Source organism: Gordonia sp. i37, from assembly GCF_002043085.1.
In the GTDB taxonomy this organism is placed as follows: domain Bacteria; phylum Actinomycetota; class Actinomycetes; order Mycobacteriales; family Mycobacteriaceae; genus Gordonia; species Gordonia polyisoprenivorans.
Map to the genome: position 1 here is coordinate 21,667 of NZ_MVPX01000575.1, position 15,805 is coordinate 37,471.

Annotated in this window: 15 protein-coding genes; 9 read left to right on the forward strand and 6 right to left on the reverse strand. The window is 62.9% G+C overall.

Annotated elements, in window-relative coordinates; translation table 11 throughout:
* Window positions 1-37: 37 nt before the first annotated feature.
* The 4 genes from B1964_RS28050 (at window position 38) to B1964_RS28065 (ending at window position 3,708) form a co-directional block, all read left to right on the forward strand.
* On the forward strand, window positions 38-907 hold the full coding sequence (locus B1964_RS28050) for an SDR family NAD(P)-dependent oxidoreductase (RefSeq protein ID WP_006369629.1): 870 nt from the start codon (window positions 38-40) through the stop codon (window positions 905-907).
* A complete protein-coding gene (locus B1964_RS28055) occupies window positions 904-1,974 on the forward strand; it encodes a ferredoxin--NADP reductase (protein ID WP_005195189.1) in 1,071 nt (356 codons plus the stop codon). Before B1964_RS28050 ends, B1964_RS28055 begins: the two co-directional genes overlap by 4 nt.
* Window positions 1,964-2,869, forward strand: coding sequence for an alpha/beta hydrolase (locus B1964_RS28060; RefSeq protein WP_010844919.1), 906 nt, complete (start codon window positions 1,964-1,966; stop codon window positions 2,867-2,869). Before B1964_RS28055 ends, B1964_RS28060 begins: the two co-directional genes overlap by 11 nt.
* 89 nt (window positions 2,870-2,958) lie before the next feature.
* Entirely contained in the window at window positions 2,959-3,708 is a 750-nt protein-coding gene (locus tag B1964_RS28065; RefSeq protein ID WP_079932143.1) for a TetR/AcrR family transcriptional regulator, read from the forward strand.
* Window positions 3,709-4,057: 349 nt separating this feature from the next.
* Here B1964_RS28065 and B1964_RS28070 read toward each other — a convergent pair whose 3' ends face one another.
* The 5 genes from B1964_RS28070 to B1964_RS28090 form a co-directional block, all read right to left on the reverse strand.
* The gene (locus B1964_RS28070; RefSeq protein WP_026919815.1) at window positions 4,058-5,122 is read right to left on the reverse strand and encodes a BtrH N-terminal domain-containing protein; all 1,065 of its coding nucleotides are present in this window, start codon (window positions 5,120-5,122) and stop codon (window positions 4,058-4,060) included.
* A 108-nt stretch (window positions 5,123-5,230) separates the two neighbouring features.
* On the reverse strand, window positions 5,231-5,905 hold the full coding sequence (locus B1964_RS28075) for a transglutaminase-like domain-containing protein (protein WP_005195131.1): 675 nt from the start codon (window positions 5,903-5,905) through the stop codon (window positions 5,231-5,233).
* A complete protein-coding gene (locus B1964_RS28080; RefSeq protein WP_005195132.1) occupies window positions 5,902-7,101 on the reverse strand; it encodes an FAD-dependent oxidoreductase in 1,200 nt (399 codons plus the stop codon). The genes B1964_RS28075 and B1964_RS28080 overlap by 4 nt, the downstream gene beginning before the upstream one ends.
* On the reverse strand, window positions 7,098-8,489 hold the full coding sequence (locus B1964_RS28085) for a cytochrome P450 (protein WP_005195133.1): 1,392 nt from the start codon (window positions 8,487-8,489) through the stop codon (window positions 7,098-7,100). Before B1964_RS28085 ends, B1964_RS28080 begins: the two co-directional genes overlap by 4 nt.
* Before the next feature lie 25 nt (window positions 8,490-8,514).
* Complete coding sequence (locus tag B1964_RS28090; RefSeq protein ID WP_005195134.1) at window positions 8,515-8,835, reverse strand: 2Fe-2S iron-sulfur cluster-binding protein; 321 nt, start codon at window positions 8,833-8,835, stop codon at window positions 8,515-8,517.
* Between the two features lie 100 nt (window positions 8,836-8,935).
* Between B1964_RS28090 and B1964_RS28095 the strand changes: the two genes are divergently transcribed.
* Window positions 8,936-9,952, forward strand: coding sequence for an AraC family transcriptional regulator (locus B1964_RS28095; RefSeq protein ID WP_005195135.1), 1,017 nt, complete (start codon window positions 8,936-8,938; stop codon window positions 9,950-9,952).
* Between the two features lie 543 nt (window positions 9,953-10,495).
* On the opposite strand, the gene B1964_RS28100 is transcribed toward B1964_RS28095, so the two are convergent.
* A complete protein-coding gene (locus B1964_RS28100; RefSeq protein WP_005201328.1) occupies window positions 10,496-11,104 on the reverse strand; it encodes a TetR family transcriptional regulator in 609 nt (202 codons plus the stop codon).
* 249 nt (window positions 11,105-11,353) lie between these two features.
* On the opposite strand from B1964_RS28100, the gene B1964_RS28105 reads away from it, so the two are divergent.
* The 4 genes from B1964_RS28105 to B1964_RS28120 form a co-directional block, all read left to right on the forward strand.
* Window positions 11,354-13,126, forward strand: a complete 1,773-nt coding sequence (locus B1964_RS28105; RefSeq protein ID WP_005201331.1) for a GMC family oxidoreductase — start codon at window positions 11,354-11,356, stop codon at window positions 13,124-13,126.
* On the forward strand, window positions 13,123-13,938 hold the full coding sequence (locus tag B1964_RS28110) for an ABC transporter permease (RefSeq protein WP_005201333.1): 816 nt from the start codon (window positions 13,123-13,125) through the stop codon (window positions 13,936-13,938). The genes B1964_RS28105 and B1964_RS28110 overlap by 4 nt, the downstream gene beginning before the upstream one ends.
* 57 nt (window positions 13,939-13,995) lie before the next feature.
* Window positions 13,996-14,847 carry an ABC transporter permease gene (locus tag B1964_RS28115; protein WP_006369842.1) on the forward strand — a complete coding sequence of 284 codons (852 nt, stop codon included), beginning with the start codon at window positions 13,996-13,998 and terminating at the stop codon, window positions 14,845-14,847.
* A partial coding sequence (locus B1964_RS28120) for an MCE family protein (RefSeq protein WP_079932144.1) occupies window positions 14,844-15,805 on the forward strand: 962 nt, incomplete at its 3' end. The genes B1964_RS28115 and B1964_RS28120, both read left to right, overlap by 4 nt.

Consider the following 15,805-nt stretch of genomic DNA (forward strand, 5'->3'; position numbering starts at 1 on the left):
ACGGAGAGACACGATTCGTAGAAATGGTGAGACGACAGTGAGCAATTCTGACCGGCATGATTACACAGGCAAGGTGGCAGTGATCACCGGTGCCGCGTCAGGGATCGGTCGGTCTCTGGCACTCCAGTTGGCGGAGCGAGGTGCCGCACTGGCACTGTCCGACATTGATGAGATGCACTTGAAGGAGACTGCAGAACTTTGCCGCACCACGTATGCGGCGACGGTAACCGCCGCCGTACTAGACGTTGCGGACCGCAGTGCGTTTCAGGACTATGCCGACGGAGTGCGGTCAGAGTCGGGCCACGTCGACATGGTGTTCAACAACGCCGGCGTGGCCTTGGGCGTCGACGTGGTCGACATGACCTGGGAAGACTTCGACTGGCTCATGGGCATCAACTTTGGCGGAGTCGTTAACGGGTCGAAGGCGTTTCTGCCTCACCTGATCGCGTCCGGGGACGGACATCTCATTAACACGTCGAGCGTCTTCGGCTTGATCGGAATCCCCAGCCAGAGCGCATACAATGCCGCGAAATTCGGCGTCAGAGGCTTCACCGAGGCGCTCCGACAGGAGATGAAAATCAGTCGATACCCGGTCACAGTGACATGTGTGCACCCGGGGGGTGTAAAAACCAACATCGTCAACAATGCCCGAGGCGTTTCCGCCATGGGGGCAGACACCGCGACTGTCGCCTCGCTGTTCGACAGGATCGCACGAAGCACCCCGGATAAAGCAGCGGCGACAATCCTCAAAGGTATGGACAAGAAGAAGGCACGAGTGTTGATCGGTGCGGACGCCCGCGGTTTCGACTTCGTGGCACGGGTGATCGGTCCCCGCTACCAGGACATCGCGGCGCCACTGACACGGGCGGGTTACGCGGTCGCACGTAGACAGGGGATCCTCAAGTGACCGTCGAACCCGATGCACGTCCGGCTGCCGCAGCCCGCTCACGCACCTTGCGCGTCTCAGAAGTGACCCAGGAAACGAAAGACTCCGTCACCATTTCGTTCGAGATCCCCGATGCCATGGTCGAGGAGTTCAAGCATGTCCCAGGGCAATTCATCACCGTGAAGATCCCATCTGATCGGACCGGTCATGTCGCACGATGCTACTCGTTGAGCAGCTCGCCTCACGTCGAGGACTTCCGTCTCGAGATCGGGATCAAGCGGACGGAGAACGGTTACGCATCGAACTGGCTGTGCGACAACGCGATGACGGGAATGGAGTTGACCGTCCTCCCGCCGTCGGGGCACTTCACGGCTAAGAATCTCGACGTCGATTTTCTATTCTTTGCAGGAGGAAGTGGGATCACTCCGGTCTTGTCGCTGATTAAGTCGGCGCTTGTGTGCGGCGGGGGCGAAGTCACACTGTTCTACGCGAATCGCGATGCCGAGTCGATCATGTACGAGGGCCAACTGGCGCAGATCGCCTCCGAGTTCCCCGAGCGTTTCACGGTCTTCCACTGGTTGGAGTCGGCTATGGGGATTCCGGCACCTGAGGATGTCGAATCCGCCATACGTGAGCACCGCGGTGCACAGATCTACACCTGTGGTCCGGCGCCGTTCATGGATCTGGTTCAGAAGTCGGCGGAGGCCTGCGGTGTCGAGCACGCCTCGGTACATCGAGAAGTCTTTCAGTCACTGACCGGAGATCCATTCGAGACAGCCACGATGCGTCAGCTCAGTGACGACGATGGTGTGGCGACCGCCACGGTCTATCTGAATGGGCAGTCCATCACGACTGAGTGGCCGCGCAACACTCCGTTGCTCGACGTGCTATTGGCCCAAGGTCACAATGCCCCGTACTCCTGCCGAGAAGGGGCCTGCAGCGCGTGCGTATGCAAGCTGGTTGAGGGTGATGTAGAAATGGCACAAAACCACATCCTCGTTGAAGATGACATTGCCGACGGTGAACGGCTTGCGTGTCAGGCACTTCCGCTGACGGATGCAGTCACGGTGAGCTTCGATGACCTCTGAGATAGCGAGCGAGTCGCGAGGATCGCGGCACCTCGAGGTCCTCTCCTCCGACGGAACCAGGTTGTTCGCCCAGGAATTCGGCCCGGGCCGGGATGCTCCACTTCTAGTCTTTAGTCACGGCTGGGCCTGTCAGGGGCGTTTCTGGCGGCCACAGATCGAACAGTTCGCGGCGACGCATAGGGTAGTGGTCTACGACCAACGCGGACACGGGTGGAGCGACCGGGGCCGGGTACCGTTCTCGGCGAGACTTCTGGCCGATGACTTGGAGGCCGTAGTTCGGGCGGTAGCCACTCCCACCGACAAGGCTGTCGTGGTCGGACACAGCATGGGAGGTATGTCCATCATGAGCTGGGCAGCTGAGTACCCAGCCTCGGTGTCGGAGCTGGCCCGCGGAGTAGTACTGGCAAGCACCGGGCCATCACAGTTGGTGGATCGGTCAACGTTACTCAAAGTTCCCCGCCAGCTACGACCGAGACTTGAACGGGCCTTCGCGGCTAGTCTTGCGGTCGCGGGACCCGAGATGCAGGACACGCGTTTGTCTCGCCGCCTGATTCGTTACGGAACCCTGGGCCCGGGCGCGACTGTCGAGGTAATCGATGAGTGCGCCGACATCGTGTTGCGATGCCCACCACAGGTGCGGGGGATGTGGGGTGCGGTTTTGGCGACAATCGACGTCAGCAGGGGTGTTGACTCGCTGACAGTGCCGGCGGCGGTCATCGTGGGCGATGCCGACAGACTGACCCCGGCGGCCCATTCGGTGGATCTCGCAGCGCGACTGGGTCGGCAGGGCGTTCTATTTGAATTCACTCTTCTCGACAAGGTCGGTCACATGTCCAACCTAGAGGCCGTTGAAGACTTCAATTCAGCTGTGGCCAGGTTAGACAGATCCGCCTGAAGCTCGTCTCATCAACCAATGCCTCGGCCACGCGGGCGCCACGTGCTCACCGGCGCGACGAGTCGTCCATCCTGATAACCTAGGAGGCCATGTCTGTAGTCCGTCGAATCTCCGCGGCCCCGGTGAAAGTGCAGCGTCGTGTGCGCGACGCACGAAGCACGCGTTGGGACGACCACCGCGCTGTCGTTAAGGCTGAACTCGTCGACGCGGCTATACGCGCGATCGAAAAGTTCGGCGATGCTGTGAGCATGGACGATTTTGCGGAAGAGGCAGGTGCGTCGAAACCTAAGCTCTACCGCCATTTCGGTGACAGAGCTGGGCTCTATTCCGCCGTGGCAGCACGTCTGGGTTCGATGATGTGGGAGTCCGCACAGTCAACTCTGCTCTCCGGACAGCAGGACTCCGTCGACGAGCTCTTCCGGTCAGCGATCTCCGCATACGTGTCATTGGTCGACGAGCATCCGGCGGTCGTCCGCTTCCTCATGACGAACCACATGTTTCAGTATTCTGAGTCCGGCGAGGGAGGGGCCGCGGATCAGCTGAGATCGGCAATGGATATTATTTCCGACGAGTTCGCCCGTAGCCTCCAATCGGTCGGTGCCGACGAGTCCCTCGTCGCCGTCGTAGTGGCCTCCATCTTGGGGGCGGGCCTATCAGCTACCCAATGGTGGATCGATCACGGTCGGCTCAATGGAATGAGCAAGGACCTGTTCTCCGCGCACCTTTATCAGACGTCGTGGGGGATCATTGACGGCGCTGCGGCCACAGTGGGCGTTCGCTTCCGCAGAGACAGACCCTTCGGCGACCCCGCGTTCGCCACTCGCCTCGGACTAGACTGATCCCGCTCGCGAGAGACGGTGCCGCCCCAGTCTCCGCCCTCAGTATTTGATCACAACTGTGTTCCTTATCGCGAGGAGCACTTGTCCAAGTGTCGGATGGGCGGGTCGAACGACTCGTCGTCTACCACCTGATCTAGTGTCATCACGTCGCCCCCGGTGATGAAGCCGGCGAGCCAGTCAGGCCCCAGGTCTGGCGCGACCAGTAGGACCGAATCAACTCGTAGGAACTGATGCCCACGATCTCGTGGTTCACCCCGTCGGACTCCGGTAGCGACCCACCTCAGTCGATCCAGATGCGAAAGGGCCGGGCTAGGGCCAGCCACTCACCGATGCGGTGCTGGCAGTTCTTCTAAACGGCGGACCTTAGGGATCTGGCGGCGGAGTCCAGTGAGGTGGCAAGGCTCGACTCAGTGTCAGTTAGAACCGCCGCGGCCTCGATGACGTGGTCGAGCCGGGTAGCAGCGGTCGAGCCCTTGTGTACGGCCGCCTGAGCGACTGATGTCCATGCTGCAGCCGCTCGGTGAGCATCTCTGGCAAGGTCGCTGGTTGCAGCATCGCCGGTCAGTCGGGCGATCTCGTCGCAGCCACACGCGAGTAGTCGTCGGAACAGGCCACCACCCGTACCTGCCTTCTCGATGAATGCACCAAGACTGAATAGGTGGACTTCGAGCACGTCGGAGGGCAGCTCATGCCAGAGCACCACGTCAGAGGATAGTGCTAGGGCTGCGTCTATTCCGTGTGTCCCCGAGTGTTCGACAGGGCCGGCGATCGTGGATCCTGCGGGCGCGCGCATGCATGCCGCAGATTGCGCGAACGCCTCCGCAGCCACGACGGCGATTGACGGTAGCGCCTCGGGCCAGTCAATGCGGAAGAGCGTATGTCGGGTCGGCTCGGGGAAGGTCATCGAGCGTCGGGCTCGCGCCAGCGCGTCGAAGGGAACCTGTTGAATTTCGACGCGATCGTTGTCTGCGACGTAAGCGATTTCTGCGTCGCTGTCGTAGCCCACTATGACGATATCGTGGCGACTCATGCGCAACTGAACGCGCAGGTAGGGCAATTCAGCAATTTCGGCCCACACGAGCGCGGGCCGGCCGCGGTCGAGTTCGTCGCGGACGAGATCCCACCCTAGCTGGGGATCGTCGGTGGACCGGACCTCCACCGTAGCGCCGAGACGGCGGGGGAGGTCCATCTCGAAGTCAGGACCACGTCCTACCAGATACAACGGCGGCACGAGGGCGTCGGTGCGAACATACGTGAGCGAGAGTGCTCCGCCCAGAGCGAACACCAGACCCTCGTTCGGTGGCCCGTCGAAGCCTAGTCCCGACCACTCCATCAAGTCGCGCATCGCGCTGGAGCCGCAATGGCCGCCCATTCGGTGTGGATAGGTGTCGAGCAATGACTCGGACATTGTCATGGTCTCCCTAGTGGTGGTGGACACTGTGCGACGGGATCTGGCCGACAGGTGGTGGCACGGGTGTTCGAGCGGGCAGTAACCTGCGGCGGTAGCCCGCCGGAGCGCACACTATGCGCGGAATGCGTCGGACGGAGCTGGCCGTCCCGAGAAGATCAGAGGGCCGTAGGCATGCCGCAGGCCCGCCAGGATTTCCTCGAGGGGCAAGTCGTTGTAGACGCCGCGTTCGTGCACGTACTCCATGTGCGCGGAGCCGTCCGCCGCGTGCGCGTGAAACAACGCGTCGCGATCGCCGGTGAAGTCGATAGGTGGGACCCCGAATCGAGTGCACAATTCAATGTTGAACGCGGGTGTAGCTTTCAACCAGCGCCCCTCGATGTAGACGTGGCTGTATCCGTGATATACGAAGACGTCGGTTCCCATGAGTTCGCGCAGCGCGTCGGTCTGCAGATGATTGCGTACATCAGCGAAGCCGAGCCGGGCCGGTATGTTTGCCGCGCGGAACGCGGCTGTCAGTACGACCGCTTTGGGTACGCAGTACCCACGTCCGGACTCGATGACATGGCTGGCCCGGTAATGATCGGGCTTGTCAGAGACGGTGTAGGGGTCGTAACGGATCTGGTCTCGGACTGCGGCGAAGAGGCGCCGCGCCTTCTCGCGATCGGTGTCCGCGTCGCCGACCGCGTCTTGGGTGAAGGCCTGCACGGTCGCGTGATGGATGTCGAGGAAGGTCGATGCTGTGAGCGCCGCCGCCGGCCTTTCCGCTGCCGCGGGTGATGTGGTCATGGTGTGGCTCCGATCAGTTCGGACCTGTCGAGCGACGAACGCTGTGCGATCGTACGCTTCGCGTTCATGAAATCCTTGGGTCTGTTGACGCAGTCCGCGGCGATCAGCTCGCCGTCGTTGAAGTAGTAACAGGTGAAGTCACGGTCGTGGTCAGGGTCACCGCTGACCAGTACCTCGTCGTACCCGGTGTTGAGCCCGGCGATCTGCAGCTTCAGATCGTATTGATCGGACCAGAACCAAGGCAGCGCGGTGAGACCGGCTTCGTTGCCGCAGATGGTCGCTGCCGCGACCTTGGCCTGCTCGGTGGCGGCCGCCACACATTCGAGGCGGACGCGCCTGTCGTACCGTGCGATCCGTTGGTTGACGCAGTCGCCGGCGGCGACGATGTCGGGGTCGCTGGTGCGTGCATGGTCGTCGACGATGACTCCGTCGTCAACCTCGAGGCCCGCGGCGACCGCGAGATCCGTGTTGGGAATGATGCCGACACCGACGATGACGAGGTCCGCGGCCAGGGTCTCACCGTCGGCGAGCACCACCTCTTCGACTCGCCCCTCCCCGCGAAAACCCTCGACCAACGCGCTGGTGCGAACATCGACACCCTCGGTCCGGTGGGTACGGTCGAAAAACCTCGAGACCACCGGCGCGGTCACCCGCTCGAGCACGCGTTCCGCAGCCTCGAGAACAGTGACGTCCACACCCTGAGCTCGAAGTGAGGCGGCCGTCTCCAGGCCGATATAGCCGCCGCCGACGATGACGGCCCGGCAACCTGGCACCACCGCGGCACGGATGGCCTCGACGTCGGTGGCGGTGCGCAAGTAGTGGACGCCCGTCAACTCGGCGCCCGGAACGGTCAGCGCGCGGGCGCGCGCGCCGGTGCACAGTGCCAGCGTGGCGTAAGACACCACGTCTCCACTGTTGAGGGTGACGGTGTGCGCGGAACGGTTGATCGCCGTCGCCGTTCCGTCCACGAGCTCGATCCGCTGCTTGTCGTAGAACTGACGTCCGCGGATCGCGCAGTCATCAAGCTGTGATGCACCTGCCAGGTATGCCTTGGACAGCGGTGGACGCTGGTAGGGGAGCCTGCCCTCGTCGCCGATCAGCAAGACATCCCCGGCCCATTTCTCCTTTCGGAGAGCGCCCGCGAGTTGGACGCCGGCGTGGCTCGCGCCGAGGATGACGACCTGATCAGCCGTCACATTTCCCCCTTGGGGGTCAGGCGAACCATCATCTTGCTGATCCCACGGACAAAGTTCGATTGCACGTACTCCGGCTCACCCACCACCTCGATGTTGTCGAAGCGAGGGAGGAGCTCCTCCCACAGGATGCGTAGCTGGAGCTCGGCGAGCCGGTTGCCCATGCAGCGGTGTACACCGAAACCGAACGCGATGTGGTTGCGGGCGTTGGCCCGGTCGATGATGAGCTCGTCTGGACGCTCGAAGACGCGCTCGTCTCGGTTGCCCGAGGCGTACCACATCACCACCTTGTCACCCTTGCGGATGAACTGGCCGCCGAGCATGACGTCCTTCTTGGCGACCCTGCGCATGTAAGCAAGAGGGGTCTGCCAGCGGATGATCTCCGACACCGCGTTGGGGATGAGGTCGGGGTTGGCCTTGAGCTTCTCGAACTGCTCGGGGTATTCGTTGAGGGCCAGCACTCCGCCGCTCATGGAGTTGCGGGTCGTGTCATTGCCGCCGACGATCAGCAGCACGAGGTTACCGAGGAACTCCATGGGGCGATCGTCGAGGAGGTTCTTGGTGTCCTCGTTGCTTTGCAGCATGGTGATGAGGTCGAAGCCAGGCTCTTCGCCGGCCACGGTACGTGCCGCCTTGTCCCGCCACAGCGAACTCAGGCCTTGCGCCATCGCGACCATCTCACGGAAGACCCTGTCGTTGTCCGAGGGGCCGCCGTTGGCCTGCTCCATCGAGGTCGCGAGGTCGGACCATTCGACCAGCTTGTGCCGCTTGTCGTAAGGGAAGTCAAGTAGCGTCGCGAGCATGCGTGCAGTGAGTTCGATCGACACAGTCTGGACCCAGTCAAACGGCTCGTTGAGTGGGAGGCCGTCGAGGACTTCGCGGACGCGCGCGCGGATGAGCCCCTCCATCTCACGAAGGTTCTTCGGAGCCACCACGCCCTGCACTGCGGCGCGCTGCTTGTCGTGCCGGGGCGGATCCATCGCGATGAACATCGCGATGTCCATGAAACGCGGGGGCCTGCCGATGATGATGAACGGTTCGGCGGAGAACGCCTCGTGATTCTTGTCGACCGCGATGATGTCGGCGTGTCGCGTGACCGACCAGAACGGACCGAAGGGGCTCTCCGAACGGAAGTGCACCGGCGCCTCGTTGCGGACACGCTCGAAGTACGAGCGCCACATACCCTGGCGATACAGGAACGGGTTACTCAGGTCGATTTCGGCGAGATCGACCTCGTCCACCGGCGGGATCGGGGTCTCGGTGAAGATCTTCTGGCCGTCGGTCCTTGTGACGATTCGGCGGGTCTTGTCATAGACATGCGCCCCCCGGATCTGAAGGTCGATCGGGATCATTGATTGCGCCTTCTCGGCGACGGTGGCTGCGATGCTCATGATTGCATTCCTTCGTCGTTGCGGGTCAGAGTTGGAATTCCGGGAGGCGAACAGTCAGGCCGTCCCACTCCTCAGTCGCGATCATCTGGCAGGACAGCCGCGAGGTTCCTTCCCGTTCCGGATGCATGCTCAGCATCTCTTCCTCGCCCTCGCCGCTGCGCCCGACGGTCTTGATCCACGCCGGGTCGACAATGACGTGACACGTACCGCAGGCCGCTTCGCCACCACAATCACCGTCGATGCCGGGGACGGCTTCGTCGACGGCGGTCTGCATGAGCGACTTCCCCTCCACGAGATCGGCTTCGTAGTCGTCTCCATCGTGGGTGATGTATGTGATCGTGGCCATGGCCACCTCCTTGCACGTATGAGGTTCCCCTTGAGTGTGAATGTGCGGATCCCGACCGATCCATGTGTGAACGTCGCAATCTGTTGTTAATCTGGCTCACGTGACCCTCGGTGAATCCGGTGTGCCCCCGTTGGCGTTTGCACAGCTTCTCGACAGCGGTGCGCTGGGCACGGAGGCGACGAGCGCATTCGGTCGGATAATGGCCCAGGAGGGCACCGACCTCAGAACGTTGATCACGCAAGAAGCGCAGGTGCCGATGCAATGGTTTCATGACGTGTATCCGACGATGGGGCCGCACGACGGGTTTCGGCTGGGCCTCGCATTCGCTGAGCACGCTCAGCTGACCTCCTTCGGTCCACTGAGCCTGCCGCTGGTCAGTGCCGGGTCGGTCGTTGACATCGTCGAGTTGCTTCGTTTTCTGCCGTTGATCTCGACGGCGCTAAGTGCGGACTTTCATCATGGCGCCAGTGGTCTTACCATCGGTCTCGCAGGGCGCACCGACAGCGCGGGTACCGACTGCTTTGCCGTCACTTATGGGGGCCTGACCGTTCTGCGTCTGGTGAAAATACTCACAGGAGATGTGTCCTCAGCAGAGTTACACCTGACCTGCCCGGCGCCGACCGAGCCGCTGAACGTGGGAGAGATAGGGCATCGAGTCGTCTTCGATGCGCCAGCGTCATTTGTTCGCATACCAGCCGAGGCGCTTCATGAGGTGTGCCGCTTTTCCGATCCCGTCGCCTACCGGATCGGTACCGCCGAACTGCGACGGCTCTGCGATCAGCGGCGTCACAACTCGTACACGCAGCGCGTCCGAGCCCAGTTTGATGCAGACCCTGCTCGAGTCAACGCTAGTCGGATCGCAGCAGAGCTGTCGGTATCGGTAAGCACACTCAAACGGCACCTACACGCCGAGGGCACCACCCTGCGCCGCCTACGACAGCAATTCATGCAGGAGCACGCCATCCTCCGACTTCTCGATCCCGGCGTCGGAATCGGCCAGATTGCTACCGAACTGGGGTACTGCGACGTCGCAAGCTTTTCTCATGCGTTTGCTCGGTGGGTCGGCTGCTCCCCGTCGCAGTTTCGACTTCGACGTGCACGCCCGCCAGCCGCATGAATGCTCGACCAGCCCAATCGGGGCGTCAGCTGATTACACCACAACGAATTTCGCGACTGGTTCATAACGTTTCGATACGGTAACCCGGGCCCGCCCCGTCCGAAGCGCACGGTCGTTACAAGTCAGCCAGCATCGCCTACGCGGCAATTCTCAGCCACACCTCAACGTCTGCCGCCTCGCCGAGGACACCAGCCGGTTCGTTCTAGCCACCGTTATGGCCGCCATGGTGGGGTTCTCGAACAGTCTCGGCGAGGAAGTCGGTCGTTATGGCATCGGAGTCTCACTCGTCTGCCCTTCGGAGGTCAACACCGACTACTTCGAACGGAACGATGCAGACATGGGGTGGTACCCCCGGATGTCGCAGTGGTTTCCGGTTCTGGAGCCCGAAGACGTCGCTCGACGAACTGTCCGGGCGATACGCACCAACCGGCGTGAGGCCATCTTTCCCTGGGAATGGCGCTGGCCACCTGGCTGCACAAGCGATTCCCGAAGATGGGGATCAGTGTTCTCAAAGCGCTCGGCTTGGCTTGTTCCGTCCACGCGTCATCCCGCCGGGGGAGCTGGCGGGCTTGCGAACAAGGCGAGAATGACAGCGTGGATCTGCACGACGGATTCGGCACGCGAACCCCGGAGCTGGAGCAGGTGGCTCACGGTGAGTCGTACGAAGATCTCGGTGATCGACTCCAGCGCGAATTCGTCGAGATCGGGCTTCCGAGAACGGATCTGATCGGCTACCACCTGCGTCGCCCGCCCGAGGACGACCTCTGAGTCGACGGTGACCAGCGACAGGAGTTCGCCGCCCTGGAGTCTGCCCGAGATGATCGACATCAGAAGCTCGTTGTCCTCACCAAGGGTCAGTGTGCGCTCCGCGGCGGCTGTGAGTCCGTCAACGATGTCCTGTTCGTCCGCGATGCCCTCGACGACCCCGTGGAGGAAGCGGTCTGCCTCGCGTGCGATCAGCGATGCCGCAAGCTGATCCCTGGTCCCGACCTCGTTGTAGAGGGTCGTACGGCTGATTCCGACCTCGCGCGCCACCCGGGACATGTTCACCGCGGACCATCCCCGTTCCACCACGAGATCGCGAGCGGAGTCGAGTATGCGATCGCGCAGCAGGTCGCGTACTTCGTCGTGGAAGCTCGGGGGCGTAGCCATGTGTCCATCATGCCCGAATTGGCATGCAGGCCTAAGGCGCCCGCCTGAGTGTTTGACACATTAGGCAATTATGTGTAGAAACAATACAGTTCATCTCACAGTGTCAACACACTGTGTCCGGCCGCACCGCCCCGCTTGGCCAGGACGGACAGAAGCGGCGACCGGCACACGGTCATCACAGGGACGTGTTCCTGTAGAGGCTCAATCAGCCACGTAATACCCACGCCCACAGACGATTGCGAGCATCCAATGAACGCTGAGGCGAGCGAGAAAGACACCGACTACGACGTCCTGGTGATCGGCTCCGGGTTCGGCGGCAGCGTCACCGCCCTTCGCCTGGCAGAGAAGGGCTACCGGGTCGGCGTTCTCGAAGCCGGCCGCAGATTCGACGATGCGGACTTCGCCAAGACCAGCTGGGACGTTCGACGATTCCTGTGGGCGCCGAAGCTGGGTGCGTACGGGATTCAGCGCATCCACCTACTTCGCGACTGTGTCATCTTGGCCGGGGCGGGAGTCGGGGGGGGCTCTCTCAACTACGCCAACACCCTTTACCAGCCGGGATCAGCATTCTTCGGCGATCCGCAGTGGGCGCACATCACAGACTGGGAAGACGAGCTGACGCCCTACTACGACCAGGCGCGTCGCATGCTGGGCGTGGTCACCAACCCGCACATGACGCCTGCCGACGAGATCATCCGGTCGGTGGCCGACGACATGAGTGTCGGCGACACGTTTGTCCAGACTCCGGTCGGGGTGTACTTCGGCGAGCCCGGTCGTACCGTGTCGGATCCCTACTTCGGTGGGGTCGGACCGGATCGCACCGGCTGCATCGAGTGCGGCGAGTGCATGACAGGTTGCCGTCACGGTGCCAAGAACACGCTGCTCAAGAACTACCTCGGGCTCGCCGAACGCGCTGGAGTGGTGGTGAATCCGCTGACCACCGTCACCGACGTGCGTCAGCGACCCGATGGCTCCTGGACAGTCGACACAGTCAAGACCGGTGCCTGGATTCGTAAGCGCGAGAAGGCGTTCACCGCTCACAATGTCGTCTTCGCGGCGGGTACCTGGGGTACCCAGCAGTTGCTGCACAAGCTCAAGGACTCCGGCCGCCTTCCTGAGCTCTCGACGCGACTGGGCGAGTTGACCAGGACCAACTCCGAGTCGATCCTCGGGGCCACCCGTTACCGCGTCGACGAATCCCTCGACCTCACCAAGGGCGTGGCGATCACGTCGTCGTTCTACCCCACGCCGGACACCCACGTCGAACCCGTCCGATACGGCAAGGGCTCCAACGCGATGGGGTTGTTGCAGGCGCCGATGACCGACGGCGACGGACGGTTGCCGCGATGGCTGCGATTCATCGGCGTCGCGCTCCGGGATCCACTCGCCACAGCACGTGTCCTGGCGGTGAAGGGCTGGAGCGAGCGGACCGTGATCGCACTGGTGATGCAAAACCTCGACAACTCGATCACCACTTTCACAAAGCGCGGTCTGTTCGGTCGCCGGCTCACCAGCAAGCAGGGGCACGGCGAGCCCAATCCCACCTGGATCCCCGCGGGCAACGAAGCCACGCGGCGCATCGCCGAGAAGATCGGCGGCACCTCCGCCGGAACGTGGGGCGAGGTGTTCAACGTGCCGATGACCGCACACTTCCTCGGCGGATGCGTGATCGGGGACGATGAGGACAACGGTGTGATCGACCCATATCACCGCGTGTACGGCTATCCGTCGCTGAGTGTGGTCGACGGTTCGGCCGTGTCCGCGAATCTGGGCGTCAACCCGTCGCTGACCATAGCTGCTCAGGCCGAGCGGGCCGCCGCGTTGTGGCCGAACAAGGGGGAGAAGGACCTTCGCCCGATCCAGGGTTCGGGTTATCGGCGCATCGAGCCCACCGAACCCCGGTCGCCGATCGTGCCGGTCTCGGCGCCTGGAGCGCTGCGACTGCCCATCATTCCTGTCCGTCGAGTGGCAGACGAGAAGATCTCGCGGGCCGCAACGCGTGAGAGCTCCGACGCCCGATGAGCGCACTCGCCCCCGAAACAGCGCTCCCGGAACGACGCCAATCGTCAACGCTCGCACCGGTTCTCAAGAAGGCGCGCCACGGTACCGAAATGGTCGGCGACTTCTTCCTCACCTTCTGGGGCATCGTCAAGATGCTCCCACGGCGTCCCTTCCAGTGGCGTGAGCTGGTGGCGCAGGCGTGGTTCATCGCGAGCGTATCGATTGTCCCGACCATGCTGATGTCGATCCCGTTCTGCGTCATGGTGGTGTTCCAGATCAACGTTCTGCTGAACGAGATCGGTGCGATCGACCTGTCCGGTGCGGGCGCGGGTGTGGCCGTCATCCGAGAGATCGGACCCATCGTCACGGTTCTCGTCGTCGCGGGCGCAGGTGCCACCGCGATCTGCGCCGATCTCGGTTCGCGCACCATCCGCGAAGAGATCGACGCCATGAAGGTGCTCGGTATCGACCCGATCCAGCGACTCGCAGTTCCGCGCGTGATCGCCTCCTGCGGCGTCGCGGTGTTCCTGAACGGCCTGGTGACCGCCATCGGCCTGGCCGGGGGATACGTGTACGGCGTCTTCCTCCAAGGTGCCACGCCGGGTCAATACATCACCGCGATCCCGATCCTCACCGGAATTCCCGACCTACTCATCAGCGAGCTCAAGGCCGGCATCTTCGGTCTGCTGGCCGCACTGGTGGCCTGCCATCTCGGCTTCAACGCGGGAGGCGGACCGAAGGGTGTCGGCGACGCCGTGAACCAGACCGTTGTCTTCAGCTTTGTGCTGCTGTTCCTCGCGAACGCGGTCATCACCACGCTCGCACTGCACTGAAGGCCTCGACATGACTGCGCGAACACAAGAGCAGGGACCACGTTGACATCGACTCAGATGCCCACCGAACCGTCGCGGCGACTGACCGACCGGTTGGACGCCGGGAAGGCGCTGAAGCCCGCCGAATCCTTCGGAGAGAAACTGGCGTTCTACGGGGTGGCGCTGCGGGCGGTACCCAAGGCGATGACCCACTATCGTCGCGAGACCTTGCGCCTGCTAGCTGAGGTGTCGCTCGGCGCAGGTGCACTCGCCATCATCGGCGGGACCGTCGTGATCATCGGATTCCTCACGGCTGCAGCCGGATACGAGGTCGGTCAACAGGGATCGAGTTCACTGGGGCGCGTCGGTGTGGAAGCGATGTCGGGCTTCATTTCCGCCTTCTTCAACACCCGCGAAGCGATCCCGGTCATTGCTGGCGTCGCACTCACGGCGACGGTGGGCTCCGGTTTCACTGCGCAACTCGGTGCCATGCGCGTGAGCGAGGAGATCGACGCGCTCGAGGTGATGTCGGTTCAGTCGCTGCCCTATCTGGTGTCGACGCGGATCGCGGCGGGACTCGCCGCTGTGGTGCCGCTGTACGCGATCGCCCTCTTCACCGGGTACGCCGCCACCAAGTTCGTGAGCGTGTTCCTGTCGGACCAGTCGCCGGGCACCTACGACCACTACTTCCGGCTGTTCTTGCAGCCCGGTGACATCGCGATCTCACTGTTGAAGGTGATCGTCATGGCGGTCGCCGTGATGGCGGTGCACTGCTACTACGGCTACAACGCCAGCGGTGGACCGGCCGGGGTCGGCGTCGCTGTCGGCCACGCCGTCCGCACGTCACTGATCATCATCATGATGGTCGACTTCATCGTCGGTATCGCCTTGTACGGCGGCGTCCACGCGACTGTGCGGGTGTCGGGATGATCGAACACTCACGCAGACAACACCTGCTGTACGCGTTCGTCGCCTTCGCCGTGGTGGTGGGCGTCGTCGTGGCTGCGCTGATGTCGTACAACGGCAGGTTCCAGGCCACCGGGTCCATCTACCTGAACGCCCCGCGCACGGGGCTGCTGCTGGTGCCTGGATCGGACGTCAAGCTGTACGGCGTAGTGATCGGTCGTGTCGCATCTGTCGACGTGTACGGCGATCACGCTCGCATCGAGCTGGCGGTGGAGGAAGACCAGCTCGGCGATCTGCCGACGAACGTCCGGGCGGAGATGGAGCCGACCACGCTCTTCGGCCGCAAGTACGTCGCGCTGACGATGCCGGAGCAGCCGGCGGCATCGACGTTGAGCGCCGGTGCCACCATCGACACCTCGCAAACGCCGGTCGAGGTCTACGACACTTTCGAGTTGCTTGTCGGAATTCTCGACCGTGTGGACCCGGCGCGGGTGAATGCAACCCTGACCGCTGTGCAGACCGGCACCGTCGATCGGGGCGAGAAGCTCGGCGAGCTGGTCGACTCGGTGAACACCTACCTCGCGACCTTCAACAAGTCACTGCCAACTCTGCAACGGGATCTCGAGCTCGGTGCGGACAATCTCGACACATTCGCCGGACTGTCACCGGACCTGATGGCCACCGTCCGTCACCTCACCACCACCTCGAAGACGATTGTGGAGAACCAGTCGCAGCTGACTGCGTTCCTGTTGAGCTTCACCGAGTTCGGGAACACCGGCAACCGGTTCATGACTAACGCGGGCACGCCACTGGTGAAGGCCGCCGACGCCCTGGCGCCGCCGGCGCAGGTGCTCGGAGACTACGGACCGATCTACCCGTGCTTCCTGGACGGACTGAACACGAGCCGCAAATATCTCGAGCGGGCGTTCGGCGGAGCGAGACCGGGCCTCGACATCGTCGGCACCCTGCTCATCGGCGACCC

Bases quoted from the DNA above. Each gene is read 5' to 3' on its own strand.
- B1964_RS28100 (WP_005201328.1), bottom strand. From the start codon at position 11,104: ATGGCTACGCCCCCGAGCTTCCACGACGAAGTACGCGACCTGCTGCGC.
- B1964_RS28110 (WP_005201333.1), top strand. From the start codon at position 13,123: ATGAGCGCACTCGCCCCCGAAACAGCGCTCCCGGAACGACGCCAATCG.
- B1964_RS28105 (WP_005201331.1), top strand. From the start codon at position 11,354: ATGAACGCTGAGGCGAGCGAGAAAGACACCGACTACGACGTCCTGGTG.
- B1964_RS28115 (WP_006369842.1), top strand. From the start codon at position 13,996: ATGCCCACCGAACCGTCGCGGCGACTGACCGACCGGTTGGACGCCGGG.
- B1964_RS28065 (WP_079932143.1), top strand. From the start codon at position 2,959: ATGTCTGTAGTCCGTCGAATCTCCGCGGCCCCGGTGAAAGTGCAGCGT.
- B1964_RS28085 (WP_005195133.1), bottom strand. From the start codon at position 8,489: ATGAGCATCGCAGCCACCGTCGCCGAGAAGGCGCAATCAATGATCCCG.
- B1964_RS28090 (WP_005195134.1), bottom strand. From the start codon at position 8,835: ATGGCCACGATCACATACATCACCCACGATGGAGACGACTACGAAGCC.
- B1964_RS28060 (WP_010844919.1), top strand. From the start codon at position 1,964: ATGACCTCTGAGATAGCGAGCGAGTCGCGAGGATCGCGGCACCTCGAG.
- B1964_RS28075 (WP_005195131.1), bottom strand. From the start codon at position 5,905: ATGACCACATCACCCGCGGCAGCGGAAAGGCCGGCGGCGGCGCTCACA.
- B1964_RS28070 (WP_026919815.1), bottom strand. From the start codon at position 5,122: ATGACAATGTCCGAGTCATTGCTCGACACCTATCCACACCGAATGGGC.